Raw genomic sequence first — 17,385 nt, 5'->3', positions numbered from 1 at the left:
ATAATTCTTAACATTCAAAAGTAATCAATCAATAAATAAAAAAAGCACCTTTTACAGGTGCTTTTTCCCATTGCTTAATACGTAAATGTAATTGTCGCTAATGAATAACCCGCCAATGCACTATAAGGCGCTACTTGATAAGACACACGCTTTGCACCTTTTGGCCAATTTATTTCATTTAATACTTTCTTTATATCTTGCATCGTCCCATCCATGGACTGCTTATATCGCACTTCTACTTTTTCTGGTTTGGCTGCAAACTGTTGCTGCAACTTTTGCTTAAATTCATTATAATTTTCTGCTCCGTATTCTGCAGATAAGTATTGTAAATTTGTTTCTTTTAACATCTGCTCATATACGACAGTTTTTGAGCTACCAGCTTTTATTTTGTTTGTTAATTCACCAAAATAACTTGTAGTTGCTGCTGGATATTTACTACGATCCCAGTCGTGATCTTTACTTAACTGTTCGTCAGACATGTTAAAATATGAGTAAGTTACACGCCCTGCTTTATCTGGTACTGGATCATCAAATGTAGTATCTAGGTGATACCATTTGTTTTCAATGTTCACTAAATTCCACGCGTGAGCTTGTCCGTTTCCTGTGCCTGTTACAATATGGTTTTGAATACCTGCCTCTTTTAACAACTCATACGTTAATAATGTATATCCTTGGCAAACGGCAGAACGATTCGCTAATGCTTCATATGCTGTATACGCTTGATAAGACGTATCATAAGACACATGCTTAACAACGTAATCGTGAATAGCTTTTACTTTCTCATGCTCATCCATCCCTGGTTTTACAATTGATCCAACAATTGATTTCGCCTGAGCTTTTACATATTGAGTTTGTTCTTTTGATTCACGGTATTTTACTTGCAGTGTAAACGTATAGTCCCCTGGCATTCCTTTAATAGAATATCTAGTAGACGCTACATTATATTTTACATACTCATCAGCATCTACAATTTTATTAAACTCACCATACAATTGATCCATAATATTTCTAGCATTTCTATCTTTTGTTTTATATGTGATTGTAATATTTTCTTCTCGATTATCAATCTGTTTTTTTAATTCTTTTCTGAAATCATCTAATAACTTTACATCTGATTGTGCTGTCACTGTAGTCGGATTTGTAGCTGCATAAGATACAGATGACGCTTGCAAGCCTCCCATTACTATAGTTGAACAAAGTGCGGCAGCTGTCACATACTTACTTGTCTTTCCCATCTTGTCACTCCTTATATTCTATAACTATACGAAAAAGTATCGTATAGTTTCAGAGTATACAATACTTTTTCGTATAGGTCATATGAGATTATGCATATTAACTAATTCACATAAAAAGGTTGTTCTTTTTAAAAGAACAACCTTTTTTCATTAGCATGTTTGTAATACACAGCATGTATTTTCAAAACGTTGATTTTTCAAATCTTCATTACTAATACAGAAATATAGCATCCCTAGTTCTCCCCAAACCATATTACAATTTTTATGATCTGAATCAATTTGGAATAAAAGAGTCATTTGCTGCGGGTCTACTCCCATATATTCTCCTGTCTCATATAACACTTCTTCTTGTACAGAGAATGGCTCACCAAACATTTGATGGTTATCGTAGTTATCTGGAATTAGCTCTTCAAGTAATTGCAAGAAACGATCTGAATCAGCCTCATCTTCAATAAAAAGTTCTGGTAATTTGTATGTCAGTTCAAAAGTAATTGCACACTGGTTATATTTCGCTTGTATTTCATTTTCTCTTCGTAATTGCTCTACAGGAACATCATAATAAAGTACACGCCCAGCTTCTGTTAGATTCACATTTTCTTCAAAATAATTTTCAATGCAAAAGAAATACAGCATCCCCGTCTTAGGAAGATTGTGATCCATACCAACGTTTTGTAAATCACTTAAGTTAAATTGCGCGATAAATTGTAGTGGATTTCCTTTATGCTTTGGATATTCAAATAAAGCTGGTAGATCAGGAACTCCTCCCATTTTCGAACTACCTATCGCAACAGTTCCCTGCTGCTTTGGCACAACTTTTATACAAGGAAATACAGTATTAATAAGTTCTTCTTTCAAGTGTGTTAGTTCATATTTATCAATTAATACTTCAATTTTTTTATTCATAAATTCTCCTTACATTTACATACTTATTTATATCATAGTACAAAGATTATACTTCATTCTTTACAAAATCAACAAGCCTCCCAAAAACGGGCTTATCCTTCGTACGCGAACAAGTTTAAAAAAGCATACTATACATTGTTCCTACAAACACGATAGTTCTTTAGTTCTTCCAGTACATTTTCCCCTCGTTCATTTTTATTTTTAATATAAGGAGGAATTCCACATGGGTTACGGATATAGTTGCGGCGGTTACGGTTACGGCGGTAGCTGTGGTGGTTGTGGTTACGGAGGTTTCGCTTTATTAATCGTTTTATTCATCCTTCTAATCATCATCGGAGCTAGCTGTTGGGGCGGCTTTGTAGGCTGCTAGTAAACTTAAAAACCATTGTAAAAAAGCACGTACAATACGTGCTTTTTTGCCATTTCCAAATCTTTTATTTGAAAGGAAGTATGTTTAATGAAGATCGATGGTGTTTTTGAAGGAGGCGGTGTACGCGGTATTGCACATGTTGGAGCAATTTGCGCATTAGCCGAAAAAGGTTATGAATGGGAACGTGTAGCTGGAACATCAGCTGGTGCAATTATCGCGGCACTTGTAGCGGCAGGATATTCTTGTTCAGAGCTAAAAACGATTATAACTGATATCGATTATAACAAATTTACGAAGAAAACCTTTATTGACAAAATCCCCTTTATCGGAAAAGGACTAAGTGCATGGACTACTCTAGGTATATACTCTAATGTATTTATAGAAGAATGGATTGAAGAATTACTTCGAAAAAAAGGTGTTCATTTATTTACTGATTTACCGGATCTAAACAAACTCAAAATCATCGCTTCTGATATTAGTAATGGTAAAATGGTTGTCTTTCCTGACGACTTACCAAACTACGGATTTTTAAATTATCGCTTCTCTATCGCTAAAGCGGTAAGAATGAGTAGTACAATCCCCTTCTTCTTTGAACCCGTAAAATGGAGAACTCCAAAATGGAAGCAGCCTTGTTATATGGTTGATGGAGGAATTCTAAGTAATTATCCAATTTGGATCTTCGATTCACCTACCACTCCTCGCTGGCCGACTTTCGGATTTCATTTTGTAAAAGATGAGATTCAAGCTGATCCTGCTCACTATAACGAGCCTATTTCCATGTTCAAAGGACTATTTAAAACAATGATGCAAGCTCATGATTTACGTCATTTAGATAAGGAATCAAAAGCAAGAACGATTACAATTCCAACAGGAACGATTACAAGTACTAATTTTGAACTGACAAAGGAAGAAAAAGAATGGCTTTACAATTCTGGTTATAACTCTGCTAATAAATTTTTACAAGCTTGGAACTTTAGGCAATATATCGATGAATATAGAAAAGGAAATCAAGACCGAAAGACAAATCGATTTTTTCGTCAACTTGACTCATAATATTATTACTTTGCGTATAAATACGAGAACGTTTAACAACTTAATAATAAATAAGCCTAGTAATTTCTTATATTACTAGACTTATTTATTATTATATAATCTCGTACATTGTTTAAGGATACGTTAACCCTTCGGCTTCCTCTGCAGTAATAACTATGTAACGATTTCCCGTTCTTAATCCTAACAGTTCTGCTTTTTCAATCGCTTCTTGCTTCGTCTCTGCATAAGCAGCTAAATATTTTTCTCCATTGATCATTTGGCAAATTACATATTGTTTCATTACTTTCTCCTCTTACTTTTTCATTAGTTGTGCAAGTTTTTTTATACCTATTTCAATTTCTTCTAACGTTGCGTATGAATACGATAGGCGCAAAAATTGATTTGCACTTCTATCATATAAAGTACCTGGGTTTAATAAAACCTTTTCTTGCAGAGCTTTATCAAATAAACTGCGATATGAAATGGTTACTTTTATATGTACCCATATATAAAATCCCCCTGTTGGTTCATGCCAAGTTGCTATTTCACGAAGATATTTATCTAACATTAGTAACATAAAATCTCTTCGTTTTTTCAATTCACTTCTTACAAAGCGCAAATGCTCATCATATAGACCATTTGTAAACCACTCTGCTGCAATTTGCTGGGATATAGTGCTTGAACCATAATCTGTTTGCATTTTTATGTCTGACAATCTTTGAATTACTGGCTCAGGTCCAACAATCCATCCAATTCTTAACCCTGGACTAATTACTTTGGACATGCTTCCAATATGTAGTACGATTCCATTTTTATCATAGGCTTTTAAAGGTTTCGAACAAGGTGCATCAAACCATAAGTCTTGATACACTGCGTCCTCTATAATAGGTAATCCAATTTCATTACATATTTCCATCACTTCTATTCGTCTCTTCGCATTCATACTAAAGTTCGTTGGATTATGAAAAGACGGGATTGTATATAAAATAGATGCATTAAATTGCTTCTTATATTTTATAATATATGATGTATTTAAACCGTTCTCATCCATTGGTATTCCAATGAAACGCATTCCTGCGGATTGAAAAACATTAAGCGAATATAAATAGGATGGTTTTTCTAATAAGATGGATGCCCCTTTTGGAAGAAGCCCCATAGAGATAAGTTGCAGCGCTTGAATTGCTCCTGAAACAATTAATATAGAGTCAGGAGATACACATATACCATGCCCCTTTAAGTATTCGGAAATCTTTTCCCTTAAATAAAAATTTCCTTTCGGCTCTTCATACCCAAGCGTCACATTTGACTTTAAAAGCTTATTCATAATTTCTTTCATCTTTTTCTCAGGTAAGAGACCCGGCGCGAGCTCAGCTGTTCCTAATCGAATTACATGTGGATAAAATTCAGCTTGATTAATCTCCTGAATAGCTGGGAGATTCGGATAATGAAGTCCTGTTTCTACATAAGACTGCCAATTAGGCGGGGGTGCGTAAGTTGAAGCATTCTCATTATTATTTACAACAATTGTTCCTTTCCTGCCATTCCCTTCTATGTATCCCTTTGCAACTAGTTCACCGAAAGCCATTACAATTGTGCTTCGATTCACACCAAATGTATGTGCCAAATCTCTTTGTGAAGGTAATTTCGTTCCAACGGTCCATTCTCCATTAACGATCCTTTCTTTTATATACGTTTCTATTTGTTTATACAGAGGAGTCGCTAGAGACATATTCGGTTTCCAAACGAATCTTTCCATTATATCACCTTATATTCTTTTTGGTTGGTAACCTCCCCAACCATATGGATGGATACAAATTTTCATTTCTTCTATACAATATACACTATCATAATGAATTAAAATAGGAGGTAATATGATGAGTGAAGCAATTATTCATGGTATCATTCTTGCATTTGGACTTATCATTCCATTAGGTGTACAAAATGTTTTTGTCTTTAACCAAGGTGCGAGCCAACCAAACATTTGGAGGGCAGCCCCTGTAGTATTAACTGCCTCTATATGTGATACGTTACTCATATTGATTGCAGTGCAAGGTGTCTCCCTTGTACTCCTTACTTTTTCTTGGCTAACTAACTCGTTATATATAATTGGATTTTTCTTTCTCCTATACATGGGCTTTGTTATTTGGAGAAGTAACCCTTCCAACGATGTAAAACAAGAAAAAAGTATGCCCTTAAAAAAGCAAATCCTTTTCGCAGCATCCGTTTCGTTATTAAATCCACATGCTATTTTAGACACAATCGGTGTAATTGGAACAAATTCTATTCAATACATAGGAAGTGAAAAATGGGCTTTCACACTTGCAACTATTATCGTTTCTTGGATTTGGTTTATAAGCTTAGCGTTAGCGGGGAAATTTCTAAAAAGACTAGACTCAACCGGAAAGACAATTTTATTATTAAATAAATTTTCTGGTCTCATCATATGGGGTGTCGCGCTTTATATGTTAAAACAAGTTATTTATTCTTAATGAACGAAAGAGAATTGCATGTTACTCAAAACATCATGCAATTCTCTTACAAATTATGAAGTAGGCTCTGGTTTCTGTTTTACCGTCTTTGCATCCTTTGCTGGTTTAATCCAAGTGATTGCTATGATAGCACCAATGGCAGCGAAAATACTTGTCAAATAAAACACTTCATGGTCCGCCCCTTTCATGAAAAAAGAATATAAAGGTGGTCCAGCTGCTACACCGATAAATCGCATTGAACTATAAAATGACGTAACCGTTCCCCTTTGCTCCTTTTCAATTCCTTGTGTAATGAGGGCATCTAAACATGGGAGTGCCATACCAATCCCTATCCCCATAATAACGAGACAAAGAAGTAGTAAATAAATCCCTTTTATAAATAAAGGAATGATGACTGATGCAGCTGCCATTAAAAAACCAATATAAATACACTTCTTCATAACATTTTGATTATCTCCAATTTTTTTACCGGCCATATATGAACTAAGTGACAGTACAAGTAACGGGATAGCAAGCACACACCCTTTCCATATACCATGAATGTCATACTTTGATTCCAGTATAGTCGACAAATAAAAGAGAATTCCGAATAAAATAAGCATAATAATTGCACCTAATGCAAAAATGGCAATTAACCATCTTCCTTTTTCTCGAAACGTAGACAGAATAGATTTTATAAACTCTTTAAGTGGTGGTACTTCTCCTTCTTGTTTCTTTGCCTTTACTAGAACAAGCAACAAAACAATTGATATGACACATAAAACTGGAATCGCCCAAAATGGTAAGAACCATACAATGGCAGCAAGAGCAGATCCTAAAATAGGGCTCAGCACTTTTCCAAATGTATTGGATGTCTCAATAATTCCCAGGCCTGTACTAACTTGTTTTTCGTCTTTGTATAAATCACCAACACACGGTATAACAACCGGCATTGCCCCAGCAGCACCAATACCTTGAATCGCTCTACCGATTAATATCCAAGTGTAGGGATTATCAACTTTCCAAGATACCCAACCAGTTATAGCTCCTCCTATAGCCGCAATCAGCAAACTCGGAACCATTACCATCTTTCGTCCCCATCTATCTGATAAATAACCAGCAATCGGTATAAGTAAAATGGCTACGATAGAGTAAATTGTAATAATCATGGATACTTGAAACGATGAAATATGTAATTTCTTTTCAATTGTCGGCAAGATTGGAATGAGCATTGAATTCCCTAATGTCATGACAAGTGGAACTGATGCAAGCGCAATTAAACAACAGTTTTCTTTTTTTAACATGTTGATTTCGGAACCTTTCATCATATATTTCTTACCATATAATAGCCCTGCTGGAACATAATTTTCATTCCACCAGGGCTATTACATCTTTAATACTTCCCATTCACAACAAAAGAAATTGGGTAAAATATAGTATTACTTTTATTCTTTGAATTCTGTTCGCAATATATTCATACCAATTAATTGAAAAAAAAAAGAAAGGAAGAATCCTTCCTTTCTCCTATAACCTTCTACATTTAGCGAGTATATCCGCCACCAAGCTGTTGTTCTGCCATCGCTACTAGGCGTTTTGTGATTTCACCGCCTACAGAACCGTTTGCACGTGAAGAAGTATCAGCTCCAAGTTGTACACCGAACTCTTGTGCAATTTCATACTTCATTTGATCTAAAGCTGCTTGTGCTCCATGTGATGCTAATTGATTAGAATTACGATTTCTAGCCATTACCAATCACCTCCTTATTTATATATAAATTGTGTTAAATTCAAATTAAAATACATGGAAATTTTTGGTTATTTTTTACCATAAAAAAAGAGCCTCTAAAACGAGACTCTCACATCATTTCACATTACGAACTTACTACTTCTAATTTTCTATTTATTAATACTTTCATTTCTTCTTTTAATATCTCTTTTGAATTATGTCCAAACCATTCTAAGGAAGCAAAAAGATCCGTACCTCTCACTTCCTGAATAATCTCATCATAATTTACAATACCTTCAAATAACGGAACCATACCAATACGACTTCCTGCTGCAGCATATACATTATTAGGTTCAAACACATGCAAATAATCCGCTGAAGATATATTCTTAAAATGGTAATGTAGTGTCCACGGCTTTAATCGATGGAAACTGTCTATTGGATCTGCGCCAGACTCCCATATATGAAGAAAATCAAGATTTATTTTTAAATTCGGATGGTTTACTTCTTCTAATAACTCTATAGTAGAAGGCAATGTGTCCGTTAGTGTATTGGGATGTGTTTCTAACAGCACATACATATTGTTCTGAGCAAACACATCACAAATCTTACGTATTCGCTTCACATACTCTTTTCTCTCTTGTTCCGAGAAGTCCTTGCTCCCTTTTTGCCCAGCAAACGTGCGAATTTTATTCGTATTAAACCAATTAGCTAGTACTACAAGTTGTTCACTTTTCTCTATCGTTTTTTCAAAATCTGCTGATAATGATATATCTAAGTAATCACTTATCATCGTAATTTCTAAGTTTTTATCCTTTAGAAAATTCAATTCTCGTTCTGTCGTTTCACGTTCTTGCATGTACAAATTTTGTGCATGCGTCCCCCATAATTCAATTCCTTCAAAACCGTTTTCATATGCAAATTGAACAATATCAGTAAATGAAATTAATTGATGACGAAATGAAATGGTACATAGCGAATATTTCATAGTATTAAACTCCCCTATCTTAAATTCAGTTAGCTTATTAAAGAGTTGCGACAGATTGATTTGTTTTCATACCTTTCCATGATAGAAACTGTCTCTCTAATTCCTTCTTAATTTGCAGTTCAATTGCATTCATTTCATCCAGTTTTTCAATAATCGATACTAGCATACCTTTATTATTCGTCATTGCCATTTTAATTGCACGATACTGTACATTTGTAAATCCTTGTACAATATCCTCTACCCGATCACACCAATAATCAAATTCTTGCTCCGAATATTGCAACGTTTCACGGAAGTATGCAAAGGCATGCTCATAACTATATTTACGAATTGCAAGTACTGGTATTTGTTTTACTGCTGCTACAAGTCCAGAAAGCGCATATCCTTCTTCCTCATTTGCCATTTTTACAATTAAATTTTTCAGTTCCATAGTCAGTTCATTTTCGTTCTTTTTGAATGTTTCTGTGAAATAACTAGCTACTGTTTCTTGCGTTGGCTCCCCAATTCCTTCTATATCAATGAAATAACCTCCACCAAATGGGTTATCTTGAATAGAGTGAAGTACTTTTTCTCTTTCCATATTTCCTTCCCAACGAAAATCAGGATCTAGCATGAACCACTCTTCTTCTTTCTCTGTTTTTGATATCATTAAATAATGTGGAAACGGTTTTTGATGAAATTTATTTTCCCTCTCTGGTAATAGAGACATATCAACCATTACAATGACATAACGATTTTCCGGCTTGTTTTCTACTAATTCTAAAAACGTTTCTACATTGCTATCTTTATCTTTTGCATGATCATACCATTCGTTTACTTTAATACCGTACAATTTTTCAAACCAAAGTAAATAATGATCATGGTTAATGTTTTCAGAGTGATATGAAATAATTCCGCCTTGTGTTATATCAAAATCTCCATCCCATAGTCCAAAATAAAATGGACGAAAATCAATGTCGCTACGCCTTTTTATAATTTCACAAAAACAACTCACTAAACAGTGCACTTTAATTGAAGTCATACTCTCATCCACTTTCCTAAAGGTTAGTTATTCACATTTACTTCCTGTAACGGCTCTAACTCTTCCATAAAATCAAGCAAAGATCCTACAGTAAGAAATGCCTTTGGGTCTACCTCATCCTCTGGAACGCATAGCTTTACATCCATTTCTATGTATACAATAAGCTGTAACATCATTACCGAATCTATATATAAATCTTGATTTAAGCGCATCGTTTCTTCTAAATGCGTTACATTTTTCAGTTCCATTTTTTCTATCATAATTTTTAACACGGCATTCTTTAACGCTTCCCGTCTCATGTTGTAACCTCTCCCATCTCTAGTAACTTTCTACTTACTTTTCCAGTTTTATTTTTAGGAATTTCATTTACACTTTCAATTTCATGCGGAACTTTATAAGAAGGTAAGTGCTGAATACACCATTCTCTTATTTTCACTGGATCAACATGAGAGATCACTTTCGCTTTAACTATTTCGCCCATCACAGGATGTTTCCCCCGATATACAATTGCCTCTTGCACACCTTCCAATCGAAGCATCGTTTCTTCTACCTCTATAGGAAAGACTTTTAATCCTGAGACATTAATTACATCGTCCATACGCCCCATAAAATGAATGCCACGCTCAGATTTATACCCTAAATCCTTCGTGAAAATTTCCTTATCATTCATTTTCACGACGATTTCTTCCGGTGCATTTTCATCTGAACCTATGCTTATACTTGCATGAGGTAGAGGGTTTCCTAAATCTAAATGGCTTTTCATATCATGACATATACTAATACAACCTGCTTCAGAACAACCGTATTGCTGCATCATATATGTTGTCATTTTTTTTAGTTTATAAAATAGTGCTTCTGGCAAAGGCGATCCTGATGTCATAATTTTATGAAACTGGAACGTTCCTAATGGAAAACTCCCCATAATGTGTAACATAAGTGGTACTGCATATATAATATGTTTTTCTGTATTGCGAACTATATTTAATGCGAATTTAGGATTTTTGTTCGTAATGATTACAGGCTTGCTCCCCCTCGTAATTGCTGATAACGTACCACATATTAGTCCGTATGAATGTGAAACAGGAGCCATAACGATTGGCACTTCATCTACTTCACAGTTTAAAGCTTCATTATAGGCAGTAATTTCTGTATCAACTTCCGTCCATGCTCTACGAATCAGTTTCGGTTCTCCCGTAGTTCCCGAACTATATTGCAATAAAGAAGACTCTTCTAGTAAAAAGTTCCCTACTTCTAATTTTGTAAAATCGCCATATTCTCCATATAAAATCCCTACACAATTCGCACGCTTTGCCATTTCAATAGCCGTTTCTTTTGGCGTATCTTCATGTATAAGTAATACTGATGATTTCTTTTCTTTTAAGAAAAACACAAGCGTAATAATATCGAATGGATCTTTCAGACAAAGTGCAAATCTATTTCCTTCTGCTTTTTGAAATTGTTCCATTTCCTCATAAACTTGTAATCTCAATTCAAAATCACTTTTGCTATACTCTTGTTTATTAACGATTAGCATAATTTCCCCCTGTAACAGCTGATTTTTGTTTCATAAGTTGTCTTACTCTATACAATGGATTTGGAACTTCATGAACAAGCGATTCCACATCCATATATAATCGACGTTTCGTTAATTGTTCAGCATAGAATGTAGGTGCATATAATTGAATATTTTCAAATCTACCTTTCAAATGTGGATATATTCTTAAATGATTTTCAATTTCTTCAACAACCATCATCCAAAAATGTTCTTCTTTCAATCCATACTCATCCGCAAGTACGAATGCTAATTCTCCTAAATTAAACAGAAATAGTGCATCTAACACCATCTCTTGCAAACATTCAATGCGATCCATTTCAAAGAAATCATTCATTTTTCCATTCGCATATGTTTTATGCATTTTAGTAAAGTCGGGACATTTGTCAACTTCTTTCAAATATGGACGATAAAACTCAAGCCCTTCATGAAAATCCTTTAACGCAATACGAACAGGCACCCCTTCTTTATGGACTAGAATCATATTTTGTCCATGTGATTCCAGTGCGATGCCATGCTCTACAACAAGATGTATAACTGGTATTATCGCTTTTTGAATAAGTAATTGTAGCCAATCCTTCATTCCATATTTATTCAACCACGCATCAATAATTGGTGTACCATCTTTCTCTTTAGCGTATAAACCATTAAAAGGAATTGCATCCTCTTGTGCATCTAAATACTTGTGAACGCTTTCGCGCCAAATGCATCCTAATGAACCATATATAGCTTTCTTATTCGTGTCATACGTTACACTTGAAAACTCACTTAACAAGATTAAACGTGCTTCATCCATTAAATAGGCGTCATTACTTACAACATCATTTAACCAATTTGATATTACTGGTGCACTGACAACAGAGTATGGTTTCAGCGTACGAAGTGTTGAAGTGTTGAGTAAATTCATCGATAATTTAACGTACGGTTTCTTTGGACTCGTAATATTTCTTAACGTTCTCATTGACTGTTGCGCGCAATAATCGTCCTCTGATGTTCCTAAATAAATAATAAATTTACCCTGTATATGATCCGCATAATTTGAAATGATGAAATTCTCCCACTGCCATGGGTGAACAGGTATAAACACGTACTGTTTTGGATTACATCCCTTATTACGAATTCGTTCCATAAACTCTTCTAATTTACGATCGCCAATCTCCTCTTTTAAAATGTTGTTATACATCACTTCATTCTCATAACCTACAGTCGCATAATTCTTATGTGCTGCAATCCATATGAGTTTTATTGGCTGCATAAATTCATAACCATATTGAAAATTGTCACGATATTGAAATCCAACACGTGCTTTATAACTAGGATGATATGGATGGCCATCTATTAATTGGCTTTCAAACTCATCGTAAGATTTTTGAGTATATTCTCTCTTATTATTTCTTTCATATTGTGCAATCGTGTCTTTAAATATTGTTTGTTCTAATTCGTGCATAAAAGAATCTAATTTAGCTTGTTCTACACTAGTAACCCGAAAAACTTCTTCTAGAAATTGCGAGACAGACTGTATTTCTTGCTGTTCATCTTGGACTCTTACTATTAATGAGTCTAAAGAAATACGTCCAAATGTCATCCGTTCCCTGCCATAGCATTTGTACGTGACACTTTTGTCTTCTTCATCAAGTCCTTGTATTAGAAAAAGAATTTGTTCTTCTTTTTCTATGCGAACCGGCGTAATAATCCCCTCATAAATTAACGATTCTACTAATTGACGTAGCACTCTTCTTCGTACTGAAATGCAATCTTCTGATTCGAGCGCCTTCAATACTTTCGTATGATACATGTCCACTCTCATAAAACCCTCCACCTTATGACAAAATACCATTATTTGTATTACGTGAAATTTTAACGCTATTTATGAACGAACAGCCACTTCTCTAACGAGCGGATTATGTACTTGCACATAAATTGCTTGCTCTAATGGATTACTTAACTCATCGACATCGAAAAATCTCGTTAGTAAATTTGCTTTACACGCTAACTTATCTTCGTCCAATAATTCTCTTAAAAATGTTGAAGGTTCCCGGTTAGACGGAAGGAATGATTCAAGTACAGACCTTAATTCCGAGAGAAGAATTTCCTCCTTAATTAATCCTGCTGTGCCAAAACCATTAATGAGGCCAAACATATGATTGAAAATTAAGTAGTAACGAAATCTCTCATCCACAATATAGTCGTCATATAAATTTCCAGTACGTTCTCCAATACCAGCTAATTCATTATTAAGCTTTTCTTTCATTGAATTACAGAAATAAAATCCTTGATTATCACGGAAATAATATTTGACCGGATAACCATCTTTTAGCTGAACAACGCTATTTTGCTGATGAGCTTCTAATGCAACACCATACTGTAAATACATCCATACCATTGGCTTTAAAGAAATATTCATATATCGTCTAAACCACTCTAAGCTTACTTCTTCACAGCTTTTACTTTCTAAATCTGCTAGACGATGAATAATATTCGATAACCGCGTACGCTCTCCAGGTATAGCGTCTTGAACTAGCCCAGCAATTAATGTTGCGTCGTTTGCATGTTCACTATAAAAAGGATTCTCACGAATAATTACTTCAAATCCAGATTCTTGTGTTCCATAATTTAATGTAATAAAGGCTGGATCACAAATAAAATCAAATCCTGGAAATCTTTCTCGTACTTCACCAATAGCCGTATTTAACATTTCCTTCCCTTCAAGACCACTCTCAAGTTCTTTCAGTTTATTAATACGCATTGAATTCGTTACTTTCACCGGAAATGAAAACTTAAGCATATACTTCGAATCGGGATGATACAGTGTCCTTAGTGATGATGTTGCCATATAATACTTACCTACAGGTCCAATATACTCAAGCAATTCTTGAACTATCCAATCTTGTACGTAAGCTTGATGCAAGAGCCATTCTGCCTGAAGCGGATGAATTGGAATTAATGCATATTGATCTTCCTTACAGTACTTCGCTATAAATTCCTTACTAACCGTCTCATCATTGCTTAATTCTTCTTTTATAATCATTGTTGTAGAATCTGATAATAATGATTTTTCATTTACTATACTTTTATGTGCCCGAAAATAATGAAGCTGACATTCTCCTTTTAATTCTGGAGAATACATTGCACTTTTCCAATCCAATATCCCCTGTCTACTCTTTGGTGTAGGATGAGTTAAATGCCCAAATAATAAAGACTGCTCCGCTTCTATAAAAGTTGTATGGAAACCGTATAATGCGGATTTATCTTCTATTCTCTCTTTTGTAAATTCCTCAATATTTTGACAACTACGAATGACTCGAAGCATAAGTTCCGCAGGATTCGTTCCTTCTCCGTAGTTGATAGACATCTCTTTTATTAAAAATGTAATAACTGTAACGTAATCTGCTGTAATAACAGAATTACTATCTCCAATTTGATAATAAAATTGTTCTCCAAACAAATGGCGATCTGTTGATGATTTATATATAACTTCTCCATACAAAGTAACGTTCTGTGCCGATAGCCGACAACATAAATATGTGGGGACTGTATCTCTATTCAACGTATTACTGAAGATACTCTTCATTCTTTCATCCTCTGTAATCCATTCTCCACTCCCTGTTTCTCTTAAATAACAGTTTAAAAAGCTTTGTAATGTTGCATGTTCTGCGATTTGTTTCGCATGCTGCATGTTGGTCCTCCTCTTTATATTAACGCTATGAGAATTTCATATTACAATTGATAATTGAATATCGTTATCAACTATGATTCTAATTGATAATGATATTCAATTCAATAGTATATTTCAGAATTTTTTTATCTGCTTTAATTTTTATTGTTTTCCCTCTTTTCTTTAATCTAGTTAAAAATACACAAAAAAATACTCAGTTTCAAACTACATACTTACTATTTTTCATTAGTAATCTATCCAAAATGTTTAAACAAAAGAGGTATACCTTAATTGGTATACCTCTTTCAAACATAAAATTTACATAATAATATTATTTATATCTCTCCAGCAATATGCTGTCTCTTCTACCTGTAATCGCTCTAAAAATTTTGTATCAATTTTTTCTGGGTTAAATTTTTCATAAAACTTTTTAGAAGGATTATTCGTAACAACCCAAACTAAAAGTGATTGCATATCATTATTTATACAATCCGATAATAAAGCTTGAAATAACTTTTGTCCTATTTTCATTCCTTGATACTCTTGTAAAAGGTAGATTGCATATAATTCTCCATCACAATTATATGTACCAGTTCTTTCTACTCCCCCATCGATGAATCCAACTATTTCTCCATTTAAATTCTCTGCTACAAATCTAAATTGATGATTACCCTCTTTTTGAAAAATATCTTCCCATTGTTTTTCTCGTTTCTCATATGCTATATTATCTAGAATTTCGTCAGCAAATATCCCTTTATACGTTGCTTTCCAACTATCGACATGCACCTTTGCTATACCTTGTATATCATCCTTTATTGCTCTTCTAATATGTATTCCCATCATTTCTCCCCCTTTATTACTCATCATTATATCAATTTCATTCCTTAAAAATCCAAATAAAAAAGAGTGAATTCACTTCACTCTTTTTTATCACAATTATCTACTTTCCACTTCAACTGAAACTACTCGATCAATCTCTTTCAGGGAACTATATAATTCTGTTGTATATAAATCTTCTGGAGCTAAAATAACCATCTCTAGTTGCTGAAATGCTCCACTATCTATATCTTTAATTTTCACGCGTTTCACATGCATGCCTAAATTTTTAATTTGCTTAAATATACCATCTAACTCATGATGCTCTTTAACAGTAATTTTTATAGATAAATCCTTTTGTCTTAATGAATACGGTCCTGCAATTTTCACAAGTTGCGGAAGTACATTAATCGCTAAAATAATTAAAACCATAGCAACTGTCGCTTGTAAATAAAATCCCGCACCAATTGCGATTCCTAAAGCTGAAGCAGCCCACACCATAGAAGCTGTTGTTAATCCAGAAATAACGTCATTACTTCTTCGTAAAATGACACCTGCGCCAAGAAAACCAATTCCACTAACAATTTGAGCGGCCAGTCGCATCGGATCCATATTTGTATGTCCTGGAACAGAATATACATGCACAGATTCAATTGAAACCATCGTAATTAAACAACTTGCTACAGAAATAACCATACTTGTTTTCACACCAAGTGGTTTATTCTTTAGCTGCCTATCTATCCCGATGAATAATCCTAAAAAGAGTGCTAAACCTAATTTGAGTAAAAATTCATATGACATATTCCTATTCTCCTTACTTTACAATGTTTCCCTTAGAATAACTCACTATAACTCTTTTATGATATCAATTCCAGTCTTTTCTATTCATTTAACGTAAAAAACCGAAAAAACATTTATAACGATGTTTCTCCGGCTTTTTATTACACTTTAGATTCTTCTTTATTTCTGATCTTTAATCTTAATTTCTGCACCTTTGTAGAATGCTAATTTACTGTCATTATACTCTTTTGTAAATTTGTTAAACTGCTCTTTCGACTTTTGTGCTTCCACATTTAATTCATTAACAGTTTTAACTTTTTCACCGATTTCTTTTAATTTCGTTTCTTTTACTTTTAATTTTTCATACAGTTCTTTTTCAGTCGCTAACACTTTCGTGTAATTTTCATTCATCTTTTGGAATGCATCATAACGATTCTTATACAACTCTTCTACTGCTTTTGCTTGTTTTTGTAACTTCTTATCTTCAATCTTCTCTATATTACTTTGAACAGATTTCGTTTCCTTCTGTGCTTTTTCTAGCATTTCTTTCTCACTTTTCAATACTTTTTCACGATCATCTACATTTGCAGTAGCTTGCTCTATTTTCTTCACAACTGCTTCATTATGATCTTTACCTTCTTGCAAAATTTGAGCATATAATTCTTGCCCTTGTTTCTCTAACTGCTCTAATTTTTTTGCTTCATCCACTAAAGATTTTTCTTGTGTTGCTGCTGTTTCAAAAGCTGTATATAGATTTTCTTCTGGCTTTTCACCGAAACAACCTGTTAAAAGTCCTACTGATAATGCTCCAACTACTGCTACTTTTCCATACTTCAACG

At 34.1% G+C, this 17,385-nt stretch carries 18 protein-coding genes; 3 read left to right on the top strand and 15 right to left on the bottom strand.

The genetic code is table 11. The annotated features are described in order from the left end of the window. Nucleotides 1-74: 74 nt before the first annotated feature. Both ACTFRM_RS06000 and ACTFRM_RS05995 read right to left on the bottom strand, forming a co-directional pair. Entirely contained in the window at nt 75-1,235 is a 1,161-nt protein-coding gene (locus ACTFRM_RS06000; protein WP_000520862.1) for a transglutaminase domain-containing protein, read from the bottom strand. A 150-nt stretch (nt 1,236-1,385) separates the two neighbouring features. Then, nucleotides 1,386-2,138 (bottom strand): YwqG family protein, encoded by a 753-nt coding sequence (locus tag ACTFRM_RS05995; RefSeq protein WP_001034844.1) that lies wholly within the window; start codon nt 2,136-2,138, stop codon nt 1,386-1,388. 223 nt (nt 2,139-2,361) lie between these two features. Here ACTFRM_RS05995 and ACTFRM_RS05990 point away from each other — a divergent pair, with 223 nt between their 5' ends. Continuing rightward, entirely contained in the window at nt 2,362-2,508 is a 147-nt protein-coding gene (locus tag ACTFRM_RS05990; RefSeq protein ID WP_000540425.1) for a YjcZ family sporulation protein, read from the top strand. Nucleotides 2,509-2,595: 87 nt separating this feature from the next. Then, entirely contained in the window at nt 2,596-3,561 is a 966-nt protein-coding gene (locus ACTFRM_RS05985; protein ID WP_000686794.1) for a patatin-like phospholipase family protein, read from the top strand. A 112-nt stretch (nt 3,562-3,673) separates the two neighbouring features. Here the strand turns inward: ACTFRM_RS05985 and ACTFRM_RS05980 are convergent, their stop codons facing one another. Next, nucleotides 3,674-3,841, bottom strand: coding sequence for a DUF3933 family protein (locus tag ACTFRM_RS05980; protein WP_000816389.1), 168 nt, complete (start codon nt 3,839-3,841; stop codon nt 3,674-3,676). 12 nt (nt 3,842-3,853) lie between these two features. After that, nucleotides 3,854-5,296 (bottom strand): aminotransferase-like domain-containing protein, encoded by a 1,443-nt coding sequence (locus tag ACTFRM_RS05975; protein ID WP_000439419.1) that lies wholly within the window; start codon nt 5,294-5,296, stop codon nt 3,854-3,856. A gap of 118 nt (nt 5,297-5,414) precedes the next feature. Between ACTFRM_RS05975 and ACTFRM_RS05970 the strand changes: the two genes are divergently transcribed. After that, nucleotides 5,415-6,029 carry a LysE/ArgO family amino acid transporter gene (locus ACTFRM_RS05970; protein ID WP_001287303.1) on the top strand — a complete coding sequence of 205 codons (615 nt, stop codon included), beginning with the start codon at nt 5,415-5,417 and terminating at the stop codon, nt 6,027-6,029. A 53-nt stretch (nt 6,030-6,082) separates the two neighbouring features. Here the strand turns inward: ACTFRM_RS05970 and ACTFRM_RS05965 are convergent, their stop codons facing one another. The 11 genes from ACTFRM_RS05965 to ACTFRM_RS05915 form a co-directional block, all read right to left on the bottom strand. Beyond that, complete coding sequence (locus ACTFRM_RS05965; protein WP_002182665.1) at nt 6,083-7,312, bottom strand: MFS transporter; 1,230 nt, start codon at nt 7,310-7,312, stop codon at nt 6,083-6,085. Nucleotides 7,313-7,548: 236 nt separating this feature from the next. Beyond that, complete coding sequence (locus ACTFRM_RS05960) at nt 7,549-7,755, bottom strand: alpha/beta-type small acid-soluble spore protein (RefSeq protein WP_000113545.1); 207 nt, start codon at nt 7,753-7,755, stop codon at nt 7,549-7,551. A 124-nt stretch (nt 7,756-7,879) separates the two neighbouring features. Next, complete coding sequence (locus tag ACTFRM_RS05955) at nt 7,880-8,722, bottom strand: sugar phosphate isomerase/epimerase family protein (protein ID WP_000877685.1); 843 nt, start codon at nt 8,720-8,722, stop codon at nt 7,880-7,882. Nucleotides 8,723-8,759: 37 nt separating this feature from the next. Continuing rightward, nucleotides 8,760-9,743, bottom strand: coding sequence for a DUF6005 family protein (locus tag ACTFRM_RS05950; RefSeq protein ID WP_000200730.1), 984 nt, complete (start codon nt 9,741-9,743; stop codon nt 8,760-8,762). 23 nt (nt 9,744-9,766) lie between these two features. Next, nucleotides 9,767-10,042, bottom strand: coding sequence for a petrobactin biosynthesis protein AsbD (gene asbD / locus ACTFRM_RS05945; RefSeq protein WP_001250560.1), 276 nt, complete (start codon nt 10,040-10,042; stop codon nt 9,767-9,769). Continuing rightward, the gene (locus ACTFRM_RS05940) at nt 10,039-11,277 is read right to left on the bottom strand and encodes an AMP-binding protein (RefSeq protein ID WP_000909575.1); all 1,239 of its coding nucleotides are present in this window, start codon (nt 11,275-11,277) and stop codon (nt 10,039-10,041) included. The genes asbD and ACTFRM_RS05940 overlap by 4 nt, the downstream gene beginning before the upstream one ends. Then, complete coding sequence (locus tag ACTFRM_RS05935) at nt 11,264-13,102, bottom strand: IucA/IucC family protein (protein ID WP_001261812.1); 1,839 nt, start codon at nt 13,100-13,102, stop codon at nt 11,264-11,266. The genes ACTFRM_RS05940 and ACTFRM_RS05935 overlap by 14 nt, the downstream gene beginning before the upstream one ends. A 60-nt stretch (nt 13,103-13,162) precedes the next feature. Then, a complete protein-coding gene (locus ACTFRM_RS05930) occupies nt 13,163-14,971 on the bottom strand; it encodes an IucA/IucC family protein (protein ID WP_001163349.1) in 1,809 nt (602 codons plus the stop codon). 297 nt (nt 14,972-15,268) lie between these two features. Then, nucleotides 15,269-15,790 (bottom strand): GNAT family N-acetyltransferase, encoded by a 522-nt coding sequence (locus tag ACTFRM_RS05925; protein ID WP_000511208.1) that lies wholly within the window; start codon nt 15,788-15,790, stop codon nt 15,269-15,271. 96 nt (nt 15,791-15,886) lie between these two features. Further along, a complete protein-coding gene (locus tag ACTFRM_RS05920) occupies nt 15,887-16,567 on the bottom strand; it encodes an MgtC/SapB family protein (protein ID WP_000119510.1) in 681 nt (226 codons plus the stop codon). A gap of 159 nt (nt 16,568-16,726) precedes the next feature. Further along, nucleotides 16,727-17,383, bottom strand: coding sequence for a YkyA family protein (locus tag ACTFRM_RS05915; protein WP_440043122.1), 657 nt, complete (start codon nt 17,381-17,383; stop codon nt 16,727-16,729). Between the last annotated feature and the right edge of the window lie 2 nt (nt 17,384-17,385).

Origin of the sequence: Bacillus cereus group sp. MYBK227-1 (assembly GCF_051916325.1) — a bacterium.
Taxonomy (GTDB): domain Bacteria; phylum Bacillota; class Bacilli; order Bacillales; family Bacillaceae_G; genus Bacillus_A; species Bacillus_A cereus.
Note: the sequence above shows the minus strand (reverse complement) of the source record. Positions and strands in the feature narration are given on the sequence as shown.

Excerpts from the sequence above, each read along its gene's own strand:
- ACTFRM_RS06000 (WP_000520862.1), bottom strand. The coding sequence starts at position 1,235 with ATGGGAAAGACAAGTAAGTATGTGACAGCTGCCGCACTTTGTTCAACT.
- ACTFRM_RS05995 (WP_001034844.1), bottom strand. The coding sequence starts at position 2,138 with ATGAATAAAAAAATTGAAGTATTAATTGATAAATATGAACTAACACAC.
- ACTFRM_RS05990 (WP_000540425.1), top strand. The coding sequence starts at position 2,362 with ATGGGTTACGGATATAGTTGCGGCGGTTACGGTTACGGCGGTAGCTGT.
- ACTFRM_RS05985 (WP_000686794.1), top strand. The coding sequence starts at position 2,596 with ATGAAGATCGATGGTGTTTTTGAAGGAGGCGGTGTACGCGGTATTGCA.
- ACTFRM_RS05980 (WP_000816389.1), bottom strand. The coding sequence starts at position 3,841 with ATGAAACAATATGTAATTTGCCAAATGATCAATGGAGAAAAATATTTA.
- ACTFRM_RS05975 (WP_000439419.1), bottom strand. The coding sequence starts at position 5,296 with ATGGAAAGATTCGTTTGGAAACCGAATATGTCTCTAGCGACTCCTCTG.
- ACTFRM_RS05970 (WP_001287303.1), top strand. The coding sequence starts at position 5,415 with ATGAGTGAAGCAATTATTCATGGTATCATTCTTGCATTTGGACTTATC.
- ACTFRM_RS05965 (WP_002182665.1), bottom strand. The coding sequence starts at position 7,312 with ATGTTAAAAAAAGAAAACTGTTGTTTAATTGCGCTTGCATCAGTTCCA.
- ACTFRM_RS05960 (WP_000113545.1), bottom strand. The coding sequence starts at position 7,755 with ATGGCTAGAAATCGTAATTCTAATCAATTAGCATCACATGGAGCACAA.
- ACTFRM_RS05955 (WP_000877685.1), bottom strand. The coding sequence starts at position 8,722 with ATGAAATATTCGCTATGTACCATTTCATTTCGTCATCAATTAATTTCA.
- ACTFRM_RS05950 (WP_000200730.1), bottom strand. The coding sequence starts at position 9,743 with ATGACTTCAATTAAAGTGCACTGTTTAGTGAGTTGTTTTTGTGAAATT.
- asbD (WP_001250560.1), bottom strand. The coding sequence starts at position 10,042 with ATGAGACGGGAAGCGTTAAAGAATGCCGTGTTAAAAATTATGATAGAA.
- ACTFRM_RS05940 (WP_000909575.1), bottom strand. The coding sequence starts at position 11,277 with ATGCTAATCGTTAATAAACAAGAGTATAGCAAAAGTGATTTTGAATTG.
- ACTFRM_RS05935 (WP_001261812.1), bottom strand. The coding sequence starts at position 13,102 with ATGAGAGTGGACATGTATCATACGAAAGTATTGAAGGCGCTCGAATCA.
- ACTFRM_RS05930 (WP_001163349.1), bottom strand. The coding sequence starts at position 14,971 with ATGCAGCATGCGAAACAAATCGCAGAACATGCAACATTACAAAGCTTT.
- ACTFRM_RS05925 (WP_000511208.1), bottom strand. The coding sequence starts at position 15,790 with ATGGGAATACATATTAGAAGAGCAATAAAGGATGATATACAAGGTATA.
- ACTFRM_RS05920 (WP_000119510.1), bottom strand. The coding sequence starts at position 16,567 with ATGTCATATGAATTTTTACTCAAATTAGGTTTAGCACTCTTTTTAGGA.